The following is a 16761-nucleotide window of genomic DNA, read 5'->3' on the forward strand; positions in this document are numbered from 1 at the left end:
TTATTTTGCGTCGTACCAAGATGGCCCTGAAGCAAAATCAACTTTTAGCGGCACATCTAGCTGAAGTGCATTTTCCATGACTTCAGGAACAATTTTTTCGAGTATGGCAATTTCTTCTTTCGGCGCTTCGAAAATCAATTCATCGTGCACCTGTAATAAAAGATTTGCCTGCAAGTTTTCTTCTTTTAATTTACGCGCCATATCAATCATGGCCTTTTTAATAATATCAGCTGCACTTCCTTGGATCGGTGTGTTCATGGCTGTTCGTTCGGCAAAGCTTTTGATATTAAAATTACGGCTTGTGATATCCGGGATATACCGTCTGCGTTTGAGAAGCGTCGTGACATATCCTTTTTGTTTCGCTTCCTGCACGATCTCTTCCATATAGGTTTTCACGCCTTTAAAGCTTGTTAAATAGCGTTCGATAAAGGCAGCTGCTTCTTTTCTTGTGATCCCAAGGTTTTGAGATAACCCATAATCACTGATCCCATATACAATACCGAAGTTGACAGCCTTGGCTTGTCTTCTCATAGAGGAAGTCACTTCTTCTTCTGAGACATGGAACACGTCCATCGCTGTCTTCGTGTGAATATCCATATCTTTCGTAAACGCTTCGATTAAATTCTCATCCTGAGAAATATGAGCGAGTACACGCAGCTCAATTTGTGAATAGTCAGCAGCAAACATGAGCCAGCCTTCTTTTGATGGAACGAATGCTTGTCGAATCTTTCGTCCTTCTTCTAAACGAATTGGGATGTTTTGCAGGTTTGGGTCTGTCGAGCTTAGTCTTCCTGTTTGCGTGAGCGCTTGATTAAATCGTGTATGCACTTTATGGGTATCCTTGCGCGTTACTTTCATTAAGCCTTCCACATAGGTCGATTGGAGCTTTCCAATTTGGCGGTAATGCAGAATAGACCGAATGATCTCGTGCTTATCTTCAAGCTTTTCAAGAACATCCGCAGATGTCGAGTAGCCCGTCTTTGTCTTTTTAATAATCGGCAGTCCTAATTTTTCAAAAAGAATCACGCCAAGCTGTTTAGGAGAATTGATGTTAAATGTTTCACCTGCTAAGCGGTGAATGGTTTCTTCATATTCTTTCAGCTTTTTCGTTAACTCTTCACCCATCTTCTCTAGGCGCTCAATATCTACCTTTACCCCAAGGGATTCCATTTCACCTAGGATGAGGGCAAGCGGCAGCTCTAAGTCTTCATATAGTTCATGCTGATCATTTTTTTCTAACGCTTCAAGTGTTAAATCATGCAGAGCAGAGATCGCCGCTGCTTTTCGTCCAAGATGTTCCTTCAGTTCATCTTCAGGTGGAATCGCCTGCTTTGCTCCTTTTCCGTACACTTTTTCATCAGAAAGAGCGATGTTAAGACCATATTCCTTCGCCACACTTGCGACGTCCTCATACGATTTCTGAGGGTTGACGACATAGGAAGCGAGCAGGACATCGTTATCGACACCTTTTAGATCGACATCATGCCATCTGAGGGCGACAACTGCTCTTTTTGAATCAAAGACCCATTTCTTCTTCGTTTCATCCTGTACCCACTGTTTAAATGCGTCTGATTGAAGCGCATCTTCTTTCGTGATAAAAAACGCACCATTTTCATTATGGATCGCAAAACCAATCAAATCTGCTTCATGATAATTATCTCCAAGCTGCTCTACCACAAGAGCAGCTTGATTTGTCAGCATCTCATCCGTTACTTCGGTCATTTTTTTCACTTCTAATGCTTCTACTTCGACCTGTTCACCTGTTTCTGGTGCTTCTCCTAGACGCTCTAGCAGCGTTTGAAAGCCTAGTTCTTTATAAAGAGAGATCACTTGATCCATATGAGGACCTTCATATGCGAGATCCTTGCTTGATACATCAATTGGCGCTTCTACAAGAATCGTTGCGAGTTTTTTACTCATCACCGCCTGCTCTTTATATTCTTCAAGCTTTTCTTTGAGTTTTTTACCGCTGACTTCGTCAATATGTTCAAGCAGGTTTTCAACCGTTTCAAACTGCTTTAACAATTTAATCGCTGTTTTTTCACCTACACCCGGCACCCCTGGGATATTATCTGAGGAATCTCCCATCAAACCTTTCATATCGATGATTTGATCTGGGCGCAGGCCATATTTCTCTTCAATATGAGCCGGTGTGTAATATTCTACTTCTGTAATGCCTTTTTTCGTAATTGCTACCGTCGTATGGTCTGTTGAGAGCTGCGTTAAGTCCTTATCTCCTGAGAAAATTTTGACTTCAAAGCCGTCTTTTTCTGCCTCCACAGCCAATGTCCCGATAATATCGTCTGCCTCGTATTGAGGAAGCTCGTACCTTTTCACCTGATAGGCATCTAATAGTTCACGGATGAACGGCATTTGTTCTGATAGCTCTGGCGGCGTTTTTTGTCTTCCGCCTTTATATTCTTTAAATGTCTCGTGGCGGAACGTTGTTTTTCCCGCATCAAATGCGACAAGCATATGGGTTGGCTTCTCGTCCTCGAGCATCTTCATTAAGATCATCGCAAAGCCGTAAATGGCATTTGTGTGGACGCCTTTATCATTTGATAATAGCGGCAAAGCAAAAAAGGCTCGATAAGCGAGACTGTTTCCATCCACTAGTACTAATTTCTTTTTGTCTGTCATGTTTTAATCCTCCATCAGCTGAGCCATTTCAGCCGTCTCTTTCACACATTGTATCATCATTTTATCAAAGTTTATTTTGAAAAGAAAATAGTCGAACCTGCATAAAAAAAGGGACGAAAACAACAAGTGTTTTCGTCCTTACAAAATTGGCTCCTTGGATGAAGGGGTTCCTATTCATCCTACCAATGATTGTTTAACTAAACATGAATCCATTGTAAAGATCATGTAAATTTTAACGCGACTTTCCTTTTTTCCCTATTTTGATTTCAGGCTCACTGTAAAAGTCGTTCCTTTACCTTGTTTGCTATGGACCGAAATCGTCCCTTCATGCGCCTCCACAAGGTGTTTGACGATGGCAAGACCAAGTCCTGTACCGCCTGAATTTCTACTTCTATCTTTATCAATTCGATAAAATCTCTCAAATATTCTTGGAATCTCGCTTTTCTTCATGCCGATTCCTGTATCTGCTACATCAAATTCATAGGCGCCTTTCCGCGGTCTTGCCGAAATGGTGACACTCCCTCCCTCTGGTGTATAGGTAAGGGCATTGTTCACGAGATTGAGGAAGATTTGCTTTAACCTCAGAGGATCTGCCATCACATAGACAGGCTCTTTCGGGATTCGCACTTGTAATTGAATGCCTTTTTCTGCGGCCTTTTGTTTTAAAAGGACTTCAATCTCTTGAATGATTTCTGTCGCATTGGCGTCTTGAATATTCAGTTTGAAATGCTGCTGCTCGATTTTGGAAAGATCGAGTAAATCTTGAATGAGTGTTTCGAGACGGACACTCTCTTTTAGAATGATGGAAAGGAATTGTGTCAGCGCTTCTTTGTCATCAATCGCTCCATCAAGAAGAGTTTCGGAGAATCCTTTAATCGACGTAATCGGTGTCTTTAACTCGTGAGACACATTGGCGACAAAATCTTTTCGCATCTGCTCCAGCTGCTTTGTTTCTGTCACGTCATGAAACACAAGGACTATTCCTTTCCATTCATCGTCTGTACTTAAAATGGGAACACCATCCACCTGGAAGTAGCGCCGTTCAATGTCAACGGCCAGGCGTAAAAACTTCCGCACCTTCGTTTCTGTCATGAAAATTTCGTCAATCAGCTCAATAATTTCTTCATGTGTAAATGCTTCATGATACAGCTTGTGCATGTAAATGTGCTTTTGCACCTTAAACTGCTTGCGGAAAGTTCGATTGACTAGGTTAATATACCCCATCTTATCAATCAAAATAATCCCTGCTCCGATGTTTTCAATGACTGTTTGCAGACGGTCTCGCTGCATCTCCCCAGTGCTTGTCATTTCTTGAAGGCTTTCTGCCAGGCGCTTCATTGATGTATTAAGCTCACTTGTTTCAATGATGAGCTCTTCATAATGATTGGTATCATAGTTCCCGCGTTCCAGCTGTTTGGCTACCTTTGTGGCATAATCTATCGGTTTTACATATTTCATCGACATGCGGTATCCAAAGAAAACGATAATAATAATCGCCGAGCCAAGACAAACCGCTAATGCGAGCCAAAGCTGGCCGTCAATTTCATTTAAAGGCTGGAATGACGCATGGAGAAATAAATAGCCTGCCGGTTCATTTTGTTTCAGGATAGGGACTGCGTAATGAAACAGCGCATCCTTTTCATCCTCAATGACGACTCCTTTTGTTTGAAGGCGTTCATTGTTCAGTGTGTTTTGAATGATGCCCCTTTGCTCCGCTTGACCTGTTGTATGTATGATATTCCCCTTCAGGTCCACAATTGACGCATTCATATCGAGATGCTGCTTTGCCTGATTGAGGATCTCCTTGTTTTGCTTCGCCTGCAGATCATCACCATCCATGGAAGAAAGGAGAAAGCTCGATTCATTTTCCATTCGTTCCGTTAATTTTGTTTCATAAAAAACATGGAACATGTGATCCAAAAAAAGGCCAAGTGCAACAAACACAATAAAAAGGAGAAAAATAAGGCCCGAAAACAGACGGGTTCGAATTTTACTCATTTGGCTTTGGCTCCTCCAATTTGTAGCCTAAGCCGCGAATGGTTTTAATGTATGTTGGTTTTTTCGTATTCTTTTCAATTTTGTCCCGCAAGTGGCTGATATGTACATCCACAATACGAGTATCACCCGCAAAGTCATAATTCCAAACGGCACTTAGCAGCAGATCACGTGTGAGGACACGTCCTTTATGCTTGGCCAAATAAAGAAGCAGTTCAAATTCCTTCGGCGTAAGCTCTAGGCGTTCTTCTTGGAAGTAGACTTCATAGTGTTCTGGTAAAATGCGCAGTTCACCAATTTTGATTTGGTCTGCAATGACCTCTTCCTTCTCCTCTTGCGCGGGGACAGGCTGAGATTGCTGCGCTCTTCTCAAGATGGCTTTTACCCGAGCACCCACTTCTCTAGGACTGAATGGCTTTGTCATGTAATCATCGGCTCCAAGTTCAAGACCGAGCACCTTATCAAATTCATCGTCCTTTGCTGTCAGCATTAAAATAGGGAACATCATTTTTTGAATTCTCAGTTGTTTGCACACTTCAATACCGTCCATTTTCGGAAGCATTAAATCTAATACAATGAGATCAGGCTGTTCACTTGCTGCTTTTTCAAGCGCTTCTTCCCCATCTCTTGCTGTGACGACATCATAGCCCGCCCTTTCAAGGTTATAGCTTAGAAGTGTTACAATCGATTCTTCATCATCCACAACTAATATTTTTTTATTCATGTTGTGCCTCCAATTAGTGATTTCCCCTGCATCCGTTTTTTTGTATCTTATGTGAAAAGCGAGAAGTCATGCTTTCTCTTTCATTTTAACGAAAGCTTAACAAGAGGACAATTTAAAATTTCGACAAGATTGGTTTTGTAAACAAAAAGAAGGCCCCTCATAAGAGAAGCCTTCTTTTTTTCATATTAAGACAATACTTTCATGACGTTCTTAACAGATTCAACAGAACGGTCAAGCTGACTTCTTTCTTCTTCTGTCAGCTCAAGCTCAATGATCTGTTCAAGGCCGTTTCCACCTACGATTGTTGGTACACCAAGGTAAATGCCTTCGTAGCCATATTCACCTTCAAGGTATGCAATCGTTGGAATCACGCGGCGCTGATCTTTTAGAATCGCCTCAACCATTTCTACTAGTGAAGCAGCAGGTGCATAATAGGCACTACCGTTACCTAATAGGTTTACGATTTCGCCGCCGCCTTTTCTTGTTCTTTCAACAATCGCATCAATACGATCTTTTGGAATCAATGTTTCCAGCGGGATACCGCCTGCGTAAGAGTAACGAACAAGCGGAACCATGTCATCGCCATGTCCACCAAGCACAAATCCCGTCACATCTTTGACAGATAGGTTTAATTCTTGAGCAACAAACGTACGGAAGCGTGCTGTATCAAGAATGCCCGATTGTCCAATGACTTTTTCTTTTGGTAATCCTGATTCTTTATAAACGGCATATGTCATTGCATCAACAGGGTTTGTTAACACAACAATAATGGCTTCTGGAGAATATTTAACGATTTCGCGTGTCACGCTGCGCATGATTTTTTCATTTGTTGACACGAGATCGTCACGGCTCATTCCCGGCTTTCTTGCAATTCCTGCCGTAATGACCACGACATCAGAACCGGCTGTATCTTCGTAGTTAGAAGTGCCTGTAATGTTCGCATCGAAGCCTTGAACAGGGCTTGCTTCCAGCATATCAAGAGCTTTCCCTTTTGTTGGGTTCTCAAGCTGCGGGATATCAACTAATACGACATCCGCTAATTCTTTTTGAGCCGTTAGAAATGCTGTAGTTGCTCCTGTAAAACCTGCTCCGATGACAGATACTTTTTTACGCTTGTTTGCCATTTCCTTTTTCCCCTTTAACTTTAAAGTTTAAGAATCAAGACAAGTTTTTGATGAGCTCGTCAGCAAACTCAGAACATTTCACTTCTGTTGCGCCATCCATTAATCTAGCAAAATCGTATGTGACGACTTTAGATGCAATTGTTTTTTCAACAGATTGAATCACTAGATCAGCTGCTTCCTGCCAGCCAAGGTGCTCAAGTAAAAGCACGCCTGATAGAAGAACAGAAGATGGATTCACTTTATCAAGACCAGCATATTTTGGTGCTGTTCCGTGAGTCGCTTCAAAAATAGCGTGTCCTGTTTCGTAGTTGATGTTTGCACCTGGTGCGATACCAATTCCACCAACTTGTGCTGCAAGTGCATCAGAGATGTAATCTCCATTTAAGTTCATTGTAGCCACAACATCGAACTCAGCTGGACGAGTTAGGATTTGTTGAAGGAAAATATCTGCAATGCTGTCTTTGACAATGATTTTGCCAGCAGCTTCTGCTTCACTTTGCGCTTTGTTTGCCGCATCTTTTCCATCTTGTTCTACAATACGATCATATTGTGCCCATGTAAAGACTTTGTCGCCAAACTCTTTTTCAGCCACTTCGTAGCCCCAGTTTTTGAAGGCACCTTCTGTAAATTTCATGATGTTTCCTTTGTGAACAAGCGTCACAGATTTACGGCCTTGGTCAATTGCATATTGGATAGCCGCTCTGACAAGACGGGATGTTCCCTCTTCAGAAACTGGCTTGATTCCGATACCTGACGTTTCTGGGAAACGGATTTTATTCACACCTAATTCGTTTTTCAAGAAGTCAATTAATTTCTTCACTTCGTCTGAACCTTTTGCATACTCGATACCAGCATAGATATCTTCTGTGTTCTCTCGGAAGATCACCATATCTGTGTCTTCTGGACGTTTCACAGGAGAAGGTACCCCTTTGAACCAGCGAACAGGACGCAAGCATGTGAATAAATCAAGCTCTTGTCTAAGTGCCACGTTTAATGAACGGATTCCTCCGCCAATTGGTGTTGTTAGTGGCCCTTTAATCGCAATTAAGTATTCGCGAATGTCTTCAAGCGTTTGCTCAGGAAGCCACTCTCCAGTTTTATTGTAAGCTTTCTCACCTGCATATACTTCTTTCCAAGTGATTTGCTTTTCACCTTTATATGCTTTTTCTACAGCTGCTTCAAGTACTCTTGATGCTGCTTTCCAAATGTCAGGACCGATTCCGTCCCCTTCAATAAACGGGATAATTGGATTATTTGGTACATTCAATACGCCGCCAGTAACTGTAATTTTTTCGCCTTGTGACAATGATATTACCTCCCAGGTTATGTAGTGAATATTTGAAACTTCTTGGCTTGATGTCTGCAAACAAAGAAGTTTTTCACGTGATTCGTTTTTTTGTTGATATGGAGGCTGATTGGCCTTTTGAAATCAGCCCCCGCTTATTCTATAAACATTAGTCTCTTTCACTGATCGGAACAAAGGTTTGAAGATCAGGTCCAATGTAGTCAGCTCTTGGACGGATAAGACGGTTGTTGTCATATTGCTCTAGAATGTGAGCAATCCATCCAGAGAATCGGCTGATCACGAAAATTGGTGTAAACAAGTCATGATCAATCCCAAGACTGTGATATACAGATGCAGAATAAAAATCAACATTTGGTGGAAGATTTTTCTCTGATGTCACGATTTCCTCTGCGCGAACAGACATTTCATACCATTTCGGCTCGCCAGTGAGGTTTGTTAAACGCTGGCTCATTTCTTTTAGATGCTTTGCACGCGGGTCACCTTGACGGTATACACGGTGGCCAAAGCCCATAATTTTTTCTTTCTTCTCTAGCTTACCATGAATATAGGAATCTACGTTTTCAACTTCGCCAATTTCTGAAAGCATCTTCATCACGCCTTCATTAGCGCCGCCATGAAGCGGTCCCTTCAGCGCACCGATAGCCGCTGTCACACCAGAGTAGATATCTGATAGTGTAGCAACACATACACGTGCTGTAAATGTCGATGCGTTTAATTCATGATCCGCATGGAGAATAAGTGCCTTATCAATGGCTTCAATTTCTACTGGTGACGGCTCTTCGCCATTTAGCATATACAAGAAGTTTGCAGCATAGCTGTATTCTTCTTTTGGCTGTACAGGCTCAAGCCCTTTGCGGATGCGTGAAAACGCAGCGACTAGTCCAGAAATTTTCGCCTGTAAGCGAATCGCCTTTCTGTAATTCGCTTCTTTGTCCATAATCTCTGATTCGTCATCAAGTAAACCTAGTAAAGATACTGCTGTACGAATCGCAGACATTGGATGAACCCCATCAAGCGAATAAGATTTAAAATGCTCAATGATTTCTTGCGGAATCTGAGCATTTTCATTGAGCTGCTGTTTTAATTCACTCAGCTCCTGCTCATTCGGCAGCTTTAAGTGCCATAACAGGTAGACAATTTCTTCGAATGTAGCTTTTTCAGTTAAATCATCGATATTGTACCCTACATAAGTAAGAGTATCATCAATAATTGAGCTTACGGATGAAGTTGTTGCCACGATACCTTCAAGACCTCTTGTTGCTGTCATGTTCAATCTCCCCTTTTTAAAAAGATTCCCCTTCGTTGCAGAATTCTCACTTTTTGAAAGCGCTATCCAATCCGGATAAGATAGCAGGCTCAGAAAAGAAAATGCTTACATTTACCTATACGGTTAGAGCGCTTTTAGCCTCATATCTCTTGTGTGATCAATGAGTTCAAAATTAAGCCTATTCCCATTATAAACAATAATCAGACATTTGTTAAATGTTTAACTATAATTTTTTTTGATATTTTTTTTTCCAGTCTCCCATATCAGGCATGGAATAAAGGGATTTTGCTTCTTTTAATATATTTAATTATGTTTTTTTGCAAAAGCTCACGCAAGAAAAAATTTAAAAAAGAAAGTGGCAGGAACCACTCTCTTTTCACCCGCTGAAAAATTTCACAGCCTGCATCGCCAAATAAGCAATTCCAGCCCCGATAAGCGGTCCAACTGCCACACCTTTAAATAAGCTGACTGCCAAAATGGTACCGAACACAAGCGCTGCCGTAATATGCGGATCATTTTCGAGTAGCACAATCCCGTTTTTTGCAATTAATGCTACTAATATACCCGCTCCAAGAGCTATCCAAGCATAGGAAGATTTCATCGCTTCTCCAAGCTGCTTAAATCCAATGTCACCTGTTGCAATCGGGACCAGCACTGCAATGGTAATAACGGTGACCCCCCAATTAATGCCTTTAGATTGGAGAACCGGGAAAATTTTTTGATCCAGGCCAATCAGCTTAATCGCGATCAGCACAGAGACTGCTACAATTAACGAATTGTTTTTTGCAATAAGTGCAATAACGAGTAAAAGAACCAAAAACAAATTTGCTTGAGTAAACATACGCCGCTCCTTTCTTTCTTTTTATTGCGACCTTTTCATATTACTAATCTTTTTGAATAAAATGAAGTATCGGACATGCTTGTTTTTTGGAGGGGATTGTGTGAATCACGCCTATGTGGCCATTTTTCTTCGAAGTTTGATGATGATCAGCATTGCTGTTTTTGCGGTTGTCTTTTTATATCAGTCTTTTCCGTTTTTATATCCTTTTTGGATCGCCCTTATCGTGTCTTGTTTAATTCATCCTGCCGTCTGCAAAATCGAAGAGATCACCGGGATGCCAAGAGGATTTGTTGTGGTCATTGTGCTCTTGCTCTTTTTAGTCGCAGCCGCCGGCTTAATGACGCTTTTAGTTGCGGAAATCATTTCAGGAAGTGCTTATTTGGCAAAGGTGCTGCCCCGTCATCTTGATCAAATGATTGGGATTGTAGAGCAATTTTTCACAGACAAGATTCTGCCTTTATATCATGATGTGACGGCCCAATTTAATACGCTTCAAGCAGGTCAAAAGGAATCGATTTTGGGACAAATTCAAGCACTTGGTGATGAAGCGGCCGCAAAAATCGGGTCTTTTCTTTCAAAAACATTCGAGCTTATTCCGGCTTTTTTAGGTCTTTTGCCTGATGCAGCAGCCACACTGTTATTTTCTGCTCTGGCGACTTTTTTTATCACGAAAGATTGGTTTACGTTAAAAACATATGGCTCACGTATCTTTCCCGCAAAATGGATGCAGCATACACGCGCTATTTTATCTGAAATCAAAAAAGCCATTACCGGCTTTATGAAGGCTCAGCTTCTGCTTGTTGCCATGACGATTGGTATTGTATTGATTGGACTCATCATTTTAAAGGTCAAGCATGCCTTCGTCATCGCTCTATGTATCGGGCTCGTCGATTTACTTCCATACATCGGGAGCGGCACTGTTTTTCTACCGTGGATCATTTATTCTGCTATGACAGGAAATCTTTCCCTCGCCATTGGACTGGGCATTTTGTATATTGTCGTCCTCATTCAAAGACAAATATCAGAGCCAAAAGTCTTAAGCAAATCCATCGGACTTAATCCTTTAGCAACGCTTGTGGCGCTATTTGTCGGGTTAAAATGGTTTGGTTTTCTAGGACTTGTGATTGGCCCTGCTGCCCTTGTCGTGTGGCAGGCATTCCGTAATGCAGGAGTTTTCAGAGATATTTATGAGTACATTCGGTATGGAATGCAAAAATAAAAGAGACCTTCAGCTGAAGGTCTCTTTAACGAATGATCGTGTAGCGGTTGCGATTAGACATGTTTCTAAGCCAGCGTTCAAAGAGCGGCTTGATTCCCTTTCTCGTCACCGGAATGAGCAGCAAAGCCCCAAAGAGATCCGATAAGAAGCCTGGAATGAGCAGCAGCAGACCGCCGATTAGAATACAAAAACCATCGACAATCGCCCCCCCTGGCATCTTGCCATATTGTAAATCTCGCTGCACTTTTTGGAAGGCTTCTATACCTTGTTTTCTTGCAAAATAAGCACCTAAGGCACTTGTCAGCACGATGAGCAGCATGGTTGGCAAAATGCCAATGATTTTACTTGAGATTAAAAATAAACTAATTTCCACCGCAGGGAACAGAATTAATAATAGTAGAAAATATTTCTTCAACCATATCACCTCATGGGGTATCTTTCATCGAAAGCTGTTTACTTTTTTTAGTGTAACATAAAAAAAGAGAGGAGTCAGACAACTCCCCTCTAGTATGATTTAAAGGACGCTTGCACGGCCTTTGTAGATCGCTCCGCGTGCTGGATCTACTGTAATCTCTTCGCCTTCTTTTAATAATGTCGTTGCGCTGTCAAGACCAACAATCACTGGAATGCCGAGGCTTAGTCCAACAACTGCTGCATGGCTTGTTAAACCGCCTTCTTCTGTGATAAGGGCAGATGCTTTTTCTAAAGCTCCCATCATATCACGATCTGTGCAGTTTGCAACCAGGATCGCACCATCGTACATTTTTTCTTCTGCTTCTTTTCCGCTTTGTGCAATGACAACTGGTCCAAATGCAGATTTACGGCCAATACCTTGACCTTTCGCAATGATGTCACCGACAACATATACTTTCATTAAGTTCGTCGTACCTGTTTCACCAACTGGCACACCTGCTGTAATCACGATTAAATCGCCGTGTCTTACATAGCCTGTTTCAATTGACTTTTCTACCGCATTCTCAAGCATTTCATCAGTAGATGTCGTTTTTGATCCGCTCTTTGCAAATACACCGAATACGAGTGAAAGCTTTCTCGCCACTGATTCGTTTGCAGTAACTGCTACGATTGGTGCTTTTGGTCTATATTTTGAAATCATTCTTGCTGTATGTCCGCTTTCTGTCGGTGTCACAATGGCTGCTACATCAAGCTTCATTGCTGTATGTGCAACAGATTGACCAATCGCGTCTGTAATGCTGACTTCTACTTCTTCGCTTCTGCGAGAAAGAATGGCTTTATAGTTTAGTGCTTCTTCTGAACGTGATGCAATGTTATGCATTGTTTGTACGGCTTCTACTGGATATGTTCCTGCTGCTGTTTCACCAGAAAGCATAATCGCATCTGTGCCGTCAAAAATAGCATTTGCCACGTCACTTGCTTCCGCACGGGTAGGACGTGGGTTACGCTGCATGCTGTCCAGCATTTGAGTCGCTGTGATGACAGGCTTGCCTAAACGATTGCATTTTTTGATCAGCATTTTTTGAACAAGCGGTACTTCTTCTGCCGGGATCTCTACACCAAGATCTCCACGCGCAACCATTAAACCGTCAGATACCTCAAGGATCTCGTCGATGTTATCAACACCCTCTTGGTTTTCAATCTTAGGGATGATTTGAATATCAGTCGCATTGTTCTTTTCAAGAAGCTCACGAATTTCAAGAACATCAGAAGCTCGTCTCACAAAAGAAGCTGCGATGAAATCGACGCCTTGTTCAATTCCAAACAGAATATCATTGGCATCCTTTTCTGTAATACCTGGCAGGTTCACACTGACGCCAGGTATGTTGACGCCTTTTTTGTTTTTGAGCGTGCCTGTATTCATGACTTTAGTGACGATTTCTTTGCGGTCCTTGTTAATTTCTTTTACTTCTAAACCAATCAGACCATCATCTAATAGAATCGTTGAGCCTACTTCTACATCATGAATTAAATCTTCGTATGTCACACTAATTTTTTCCGTATTTCCAACAATGTCTTCCATACTCACGATAAGATCAGCACCAGCGACTAGCTCAATTGAGCCGTTTTCAACTGTACGTGTACGGATCTCTGGACCTTTTGTATCTAGAAGGATCGCAATGTCCTTGCCTAATGTTTTACCTGCTTTACGTATGTTTTCAATGCGTGCACCATGCTCTTCAAAATCTCCATGGGAGAAGTTGAGTCTGGCTACATTCATTCCTGCTTCAATCAATTCAGTCAGCTTTTCAATGCTTTCACTTGCTGGACCGATTGTACAAACGATTTTTGTCTTTCTCATTACTGTTCCTCCTAAGGTCTTCTCGTTTTATATAGAGAGCTCTTGTGAAAGTCGGTACATATTTTTATCGACTGTATGTTTTTTATCTAAGATTTCTAAAATATCGTGATGAACGAGTTCATTGCTTTGAATGCCTACACAGCGTCCGCCTTGTCCTTCAAGAAGAAGCTCGACTGCATATGCTCCTAAACGGCTTGCCAGCACTCGGTCAAACGCACTCGGAGAACCTCCGCGCTGAATATGTCCTAAGACAGATACACGTGTTTCAAGGCTTGTCTCCTCTTCAATCCGCTTACCAAATTCAACACCGCTGCCTACGCCTTCTGCAACGATGATGATACTATGCTTCTTGCCGCGTTCGTGACCTCTTCTTAACCTAGCAATAATTTCGTCCATGTCATAGTCTGCTTCAGGAATCAAAATAGATTCGGCTCCGCCCGCAAGACCTGACCAAAGAGCAATATCACCAGCATGTCTTCCCATTACTTCCACTACGTATGTACGTTCATGAGATGTGGCTGTATCACGAATTTTATCAATGGCATCAATGACAGTATTCAGTGCTGTATCAAAGCCAATAGTGAAATCAGTACCTGGAATATCGTTGTCAATCGTGCCAGGGACACCTACACATGGAAAACCGAGCTCTGTTAATTTCTTCGCTCCCATAAATGACCCGTCTCCACCAATGACTACAAGTCCTTCAATACCGAATTTTTTTAAGTTTTCAATCCCCTTTTCACGACCTTCAACTGTCTTGAATTCAGGACATCTTGCCGTGTAAAGTTTTGTTCCTCCACGATGAATGATATCGCCTACTGAACCTATTTCGAGTTTCTCAATTTTACCGTTAATTAGACCTGAGTATCCATTATAAATACCGTAAACTTCAACATTATGGTAAATTGCTTTCCTTACAACTGCGCGCACAGCTGCATTCATTCCTGGGGAATCCCCACCGCTTGTTAAAACTCCTATACGCTTCATCTTTTTCACCTCAGAGACCATATATGAATTAAACATACCATTTCCACTGCTTGAAAACAATCATGAGCAAATTTGGATGTTTTCAATACGAATTTCTAAAACCGTACTTATTATACAATTAAATAAACCGTTTTTAAACAAAAGTTAAGAACGTCATGAAAGCAAATCTCTCTGAAATCTGTGAAGGGAGGTGCTATAAACCTTATCATATCAAGGTTTTCAGACGTTTCAAATTTTATGAAAACAAAAGAAAATTATTTTCAAATAGCGCTTACATGAAGTCGGTTTTCATGAAAAAAGATGAAAAAAAATAAACGCCAGCCAAAATGGCTGTACGTTTATTTAGTTTACCCCAATATATTGATTTTCAATCGATACTTTCCCGATTGCTTTATATTTTTCATATCTTTGTTCGACTAGTTCTTCAGGTGTTAGTTTGAGCAAAGATGTCAGTGACTGTTTTAATGTTTTTTCCATGTAAGCTGCTTGTTGTTTCACGTCTCGATGTGCTCCACCTTGCACTTCTTTAATAACATCATCTATAATATCTAATTCTTTTAGGTCTGGAGCGGTAATTTTCATTGATTCTGCAGCTTTTTTCGCAAGTGATGAGTCCTTCCAGAGCAGCGCTGCTGCACCTTCAGGTGAAATCACTGAATACGTTGAGTTTTCTAGCATGAATAGGTGGTTTCCTACGCCTAAGCCTAGTGCGCCGCCGCTTCCGCCTTCTCCAATGACAATACAGACAACTGGTACACGAAGTCCTGCCATTTCGAATAGGTTTTTCGCAATTGCTTCACTTTGTCCGCGCTCTTCAGCTGCTTTACCAGGATAAGCTCCTTTTGTATCAATAAAGCAAATGATCGGGCGATTAAATTTATCTGCTTGTTTCATCAAGCGCAGCGCTTTACGATAGCCTTCTGGATGAGGCATTCCGAAATTACGGCGCAAGTTTTCTTTTGTATCTTTACCGCGCTGATGGCCAATAACAGTGACAGGAAGCCCTTTAAACGTGGCAATTCCTCCAACGATCGCTTCATCATCACCATAAAAACGGTCACCGTGACATTCGAAAAAGTTGTCAAACAGCTCTTGAATGTAATCGAGAGTTGTTGGGCGCATCGCATGCCGAGCAATCTGCACTCTGTCCCACGGCTTTAAATTTGTATAAATGTCTGCTTCAAGCTTGCTCAGACGTGTTTCAAGGCGCTCAATTTCTGCACTTAAATCCATTTCTGAGTTTTGTGTGAACTTTTTCAGTTCATCAATTTTCGCTCGAAGTTCAATGACAGGTTTTTCAAATTCTAGTTCTCCAGCCACTCTCGTTCACCTCCTGTGCTGTGTAGTGCTAAGATTCGGCCTAGTGTTTCTTTCATTTCTGCACGATGGATGACAGCATCAAGCTGTCCATGCTTCATTAAAAACTCAGCCGTCTGGAAGTCCTCTGGCAGGTCTTCACGAATCGTTTGTTCAATGATTCTTCGTCCTGCAAAACCAATTAAAGCACCAGGTTCTGCAAAATTGTAATCACCGAGAGACGCAAAACTAGCTGATACACCGCCAGTTGTTGGGTTCGTCATCACAGAGATAATCAAACCTTGATCCTCGCTGAACAGTTTTAATGCTGAACTTGTTTTTGCCATCTGCATGAGACTAAGAATTCCCTCTTGCATTCTCGCTCCGCCAGATGCAGTAAAGATAATAAATGGCACCTTGTCCGCTTTTGCTTTCTCGATCGCCAGCGTGATCTTTTCACCAACAACGGATCCCATGCTGCCCATACGGAACGTGGCATCCATGACAGCAATCACAGCACTTTGGCCTTCAATTTCACCTTTACCTGTGACAATGGCTTCATTCAAAGATGTCTTTTCTCTGTCTTTCTCAAGCTTTTCTTCGTAGCCTGGGAAACCGAGCGGGTTTGCTGAAATGAGGTGCCCGTTAAATTCTTCAAATGTGCCTTCATCTACAAGGCTTTCAATACGCTGTTTTGCATTCATTTGCAAATGTCTGCCGCAATTCATACAAACACGTAAATTTTTATCTAGTTCTTTGGTGAGCATTATTTTTTTACATTGCGGACATTTGGTCATGATGCCTTCAGGCACATCTTGACTTGCCTGTTCAGAGGGTACAGATGCATATTTTTTCTTTTTACTGAAAATATTCTTGATTGACAAATGACTACCTCCCTTTTTGAAGGGTTTTTTCTTTACACGCACATCCACTATTATAGGACATGTCATAACTGTACCGAAACTATTGTACTTTTTTTGTCAAACGCTGTCATCCTTCATTCAATTTTTTCAGTGGGGAATTGATGAGAAATGAGTATGTGTTTGGGGCGCTGAGCAGTTGATATGTTTGAATTGTGAACGTCTAC

At 41.6% G+C, this 16761-nt stretch carries 13 protein-coding genes; 1 reads left to right on the forward strand and 12 read right to left on the reverse strand.

Features of this window, described 5'->3' with window-relative positions; all coding sequences use genetic code 11:
* From polA to MHB41_RS13105, 7 genes are all read right to left on the reverse strand, one after another.
* Window positions 1-2640: a DNA polymerase I gene (gene polA, locus MHB41_RS13075; protein WP_340900052.1), complete on the reverse strand. Its 2640-nt coding sequence runs from the start codon at window positions 2638-2640 to the stop codon at window positions 1-3.
* Between the two features lie 255 nt (window positions 2641-2895).
* The gene (locus tag MHB41_RS13080; protein ID WP_065214541.1) at window positions 2896-4638 is read right to left on the reverse strand and encodes an ATP-binding protein; all 1743 of its coding nucleotides are present in this window, start codon (window positions 4636-4638) and stop codon (window positions 2896-2898) included.
* The gene (locus tag MHB41_RS13085) at window positions 4631-5359 is read right to left on the reverse strand and encodes a response regulator transcription factor (protein WP_024426141.1); all 729 of its coding nucleotides are present in this window, start codon (window positions 5357-5359) and stop codon (window positions 4631-4633) included. The genes MHB41_RS13080 and MHB41_RS13085 overlap by 8 nt, the downstream gene beginning before the upstream one ends.
* 185 nt (window positions 5360-5544) lie before the next feature.
* A complete protein-coding gene (gene mdh, locus MHB41_RS13090; protein ID WP_008356047.1) occupies window positions 5545-6483 on the reverse strand; it encodes a malate dehydrogenase in 939 nt (312 codons plus the stop codon).
* Between the two features lie 34 nt (window positions 6484-6517).
* Entirely contained in the window at window positions 6518-7789 is a 1272-nt protein-coding gene (gene icd, locus MHB41_RS13095; RefSeq protein ID WP_024424789.1) for an NADP-dependent isocitrate dehydrogenase, read from the reverse strand.
* Window positions 7790-7937: 148 nt separating this feature from the next.
* Window positions 7938-9056: a citrate synthase gene (gene citZ / locus MHB41_RS13100; protein WP_024424790.1), complete on the reverse strand. Its 1119-nt coding sequence runs from the start codon at window positions 9054-9056 to the stop codon at window positions 7938-7940.
* A gap of 376 nt (window positions 9057-9432) precedes the next feature.
* Entirely contained in the window at window positions 9433-9897 is a 465-nt protein-coding gene (locus MHB41_RS13105; protein WP_024424791.1) for a DUF441 domain-containing protein, read from the reverse strand.
* Between the two features lie 100 nt (window positions 9898-9997).
* On the opposite strand from MHB41_RS13105, the gene ytvI reads away from it, so the two are divergent.
* The gene (gene ytvI / locus MHB41_RS13110) at window positions 9998-11116 is read left to right on the forward strand and encodes a sporulation integral membrane protein YtvI (RefSeq protein ID WP_340900051.1); all 1119 of its coding nucleotides are present in this window, start codon (window positions 9998-10000) and stop codon (window positions 11114-11116) included.
* A 25-nt stretch (window positions 11117-11141) separates the two neighbouring features.
* Here the strand turns inward: ytvI and MHB41_RS13115 are convergent, their stop codons facing one another.
* The 5 genes from MHB41_RS13115 to accD form a co-directional block, all read right to left on the reverse strand.
* Window positions 11142-11531, reverse strand: coding sequence for an FxsA family protein (locus tag MHB41_RS13115; RefSeq protein WP_340900050.1), 390 nt, complete (start codon window positions 11529-11531; stop codon window positions 11142-11144).
* Between the two features lie 99 nt (window positions 11532-11630).
* Window positions 11631-13391 carry a pyruvate kinase gene (pyk, locus tag MHB41_RS13120; protein WP_024426143.1) on the reverse strand — a complete coding sequence of 587 codons (1761 nt, stop codon included), beginning with the start codon at window positions 13389-13391 and terminating at the stop codon, window positions 11631-11633.
* A 27-nt stretch (window positions 13392-13418) separates the two neighbouring features.
* On the reverse strand, window positions 13419-14378 hold the full coding sequence (pfkA, locus tag MHB41_RS13125) for a 6-phosphofructokinase (protein ID WP_024424794.1): 960 nt from the start codon (window positions 14376-14378) through the stop codon (window positions 13419-13421).
* 342 nt (window positions 14379-14720) lie between these two features.
* Complete coding sequence (accA, locus tag MHB41_RS13130; protein ID WP_024424795.1) at window positions 14721-15698, reverse strand: acetyl-CoA carboxylase carboxyl transferase subunit alpha; 978 nt, start codon at window positions 15696-15698, stop codon at window positions 14721-14723.
* Window positions 15683-16558 carry an acetyl-CoA carboxylase, carboxyltransferase subunit beta gene (gene accD, locus MHB41_RS13135; protein WP_034279640.1) on the reverse strand — a complete coding sequence of 292 codons (876 nt, stop codon included), beginning with the start codon at window positions 16556-16558 and terminating at the stop codon, window positions 15683-15685. The genes accA and accD overlap by 16 nt, the downstream gene beginning before the upstream one ends.
* Between the last annotated feature and the right edge of the window lie 203 nt (window positions 16559-16761).

Origin of the sequence: Bacillus sp. FSL H7-0578 (assembly GCF_038630855.1) — a bacterium.
Classification (GTDB): Bacteria; Bacillota; Bacilli; order Bacillales; family Bacillaceae; genus Bacillus; species Bacillus safensis.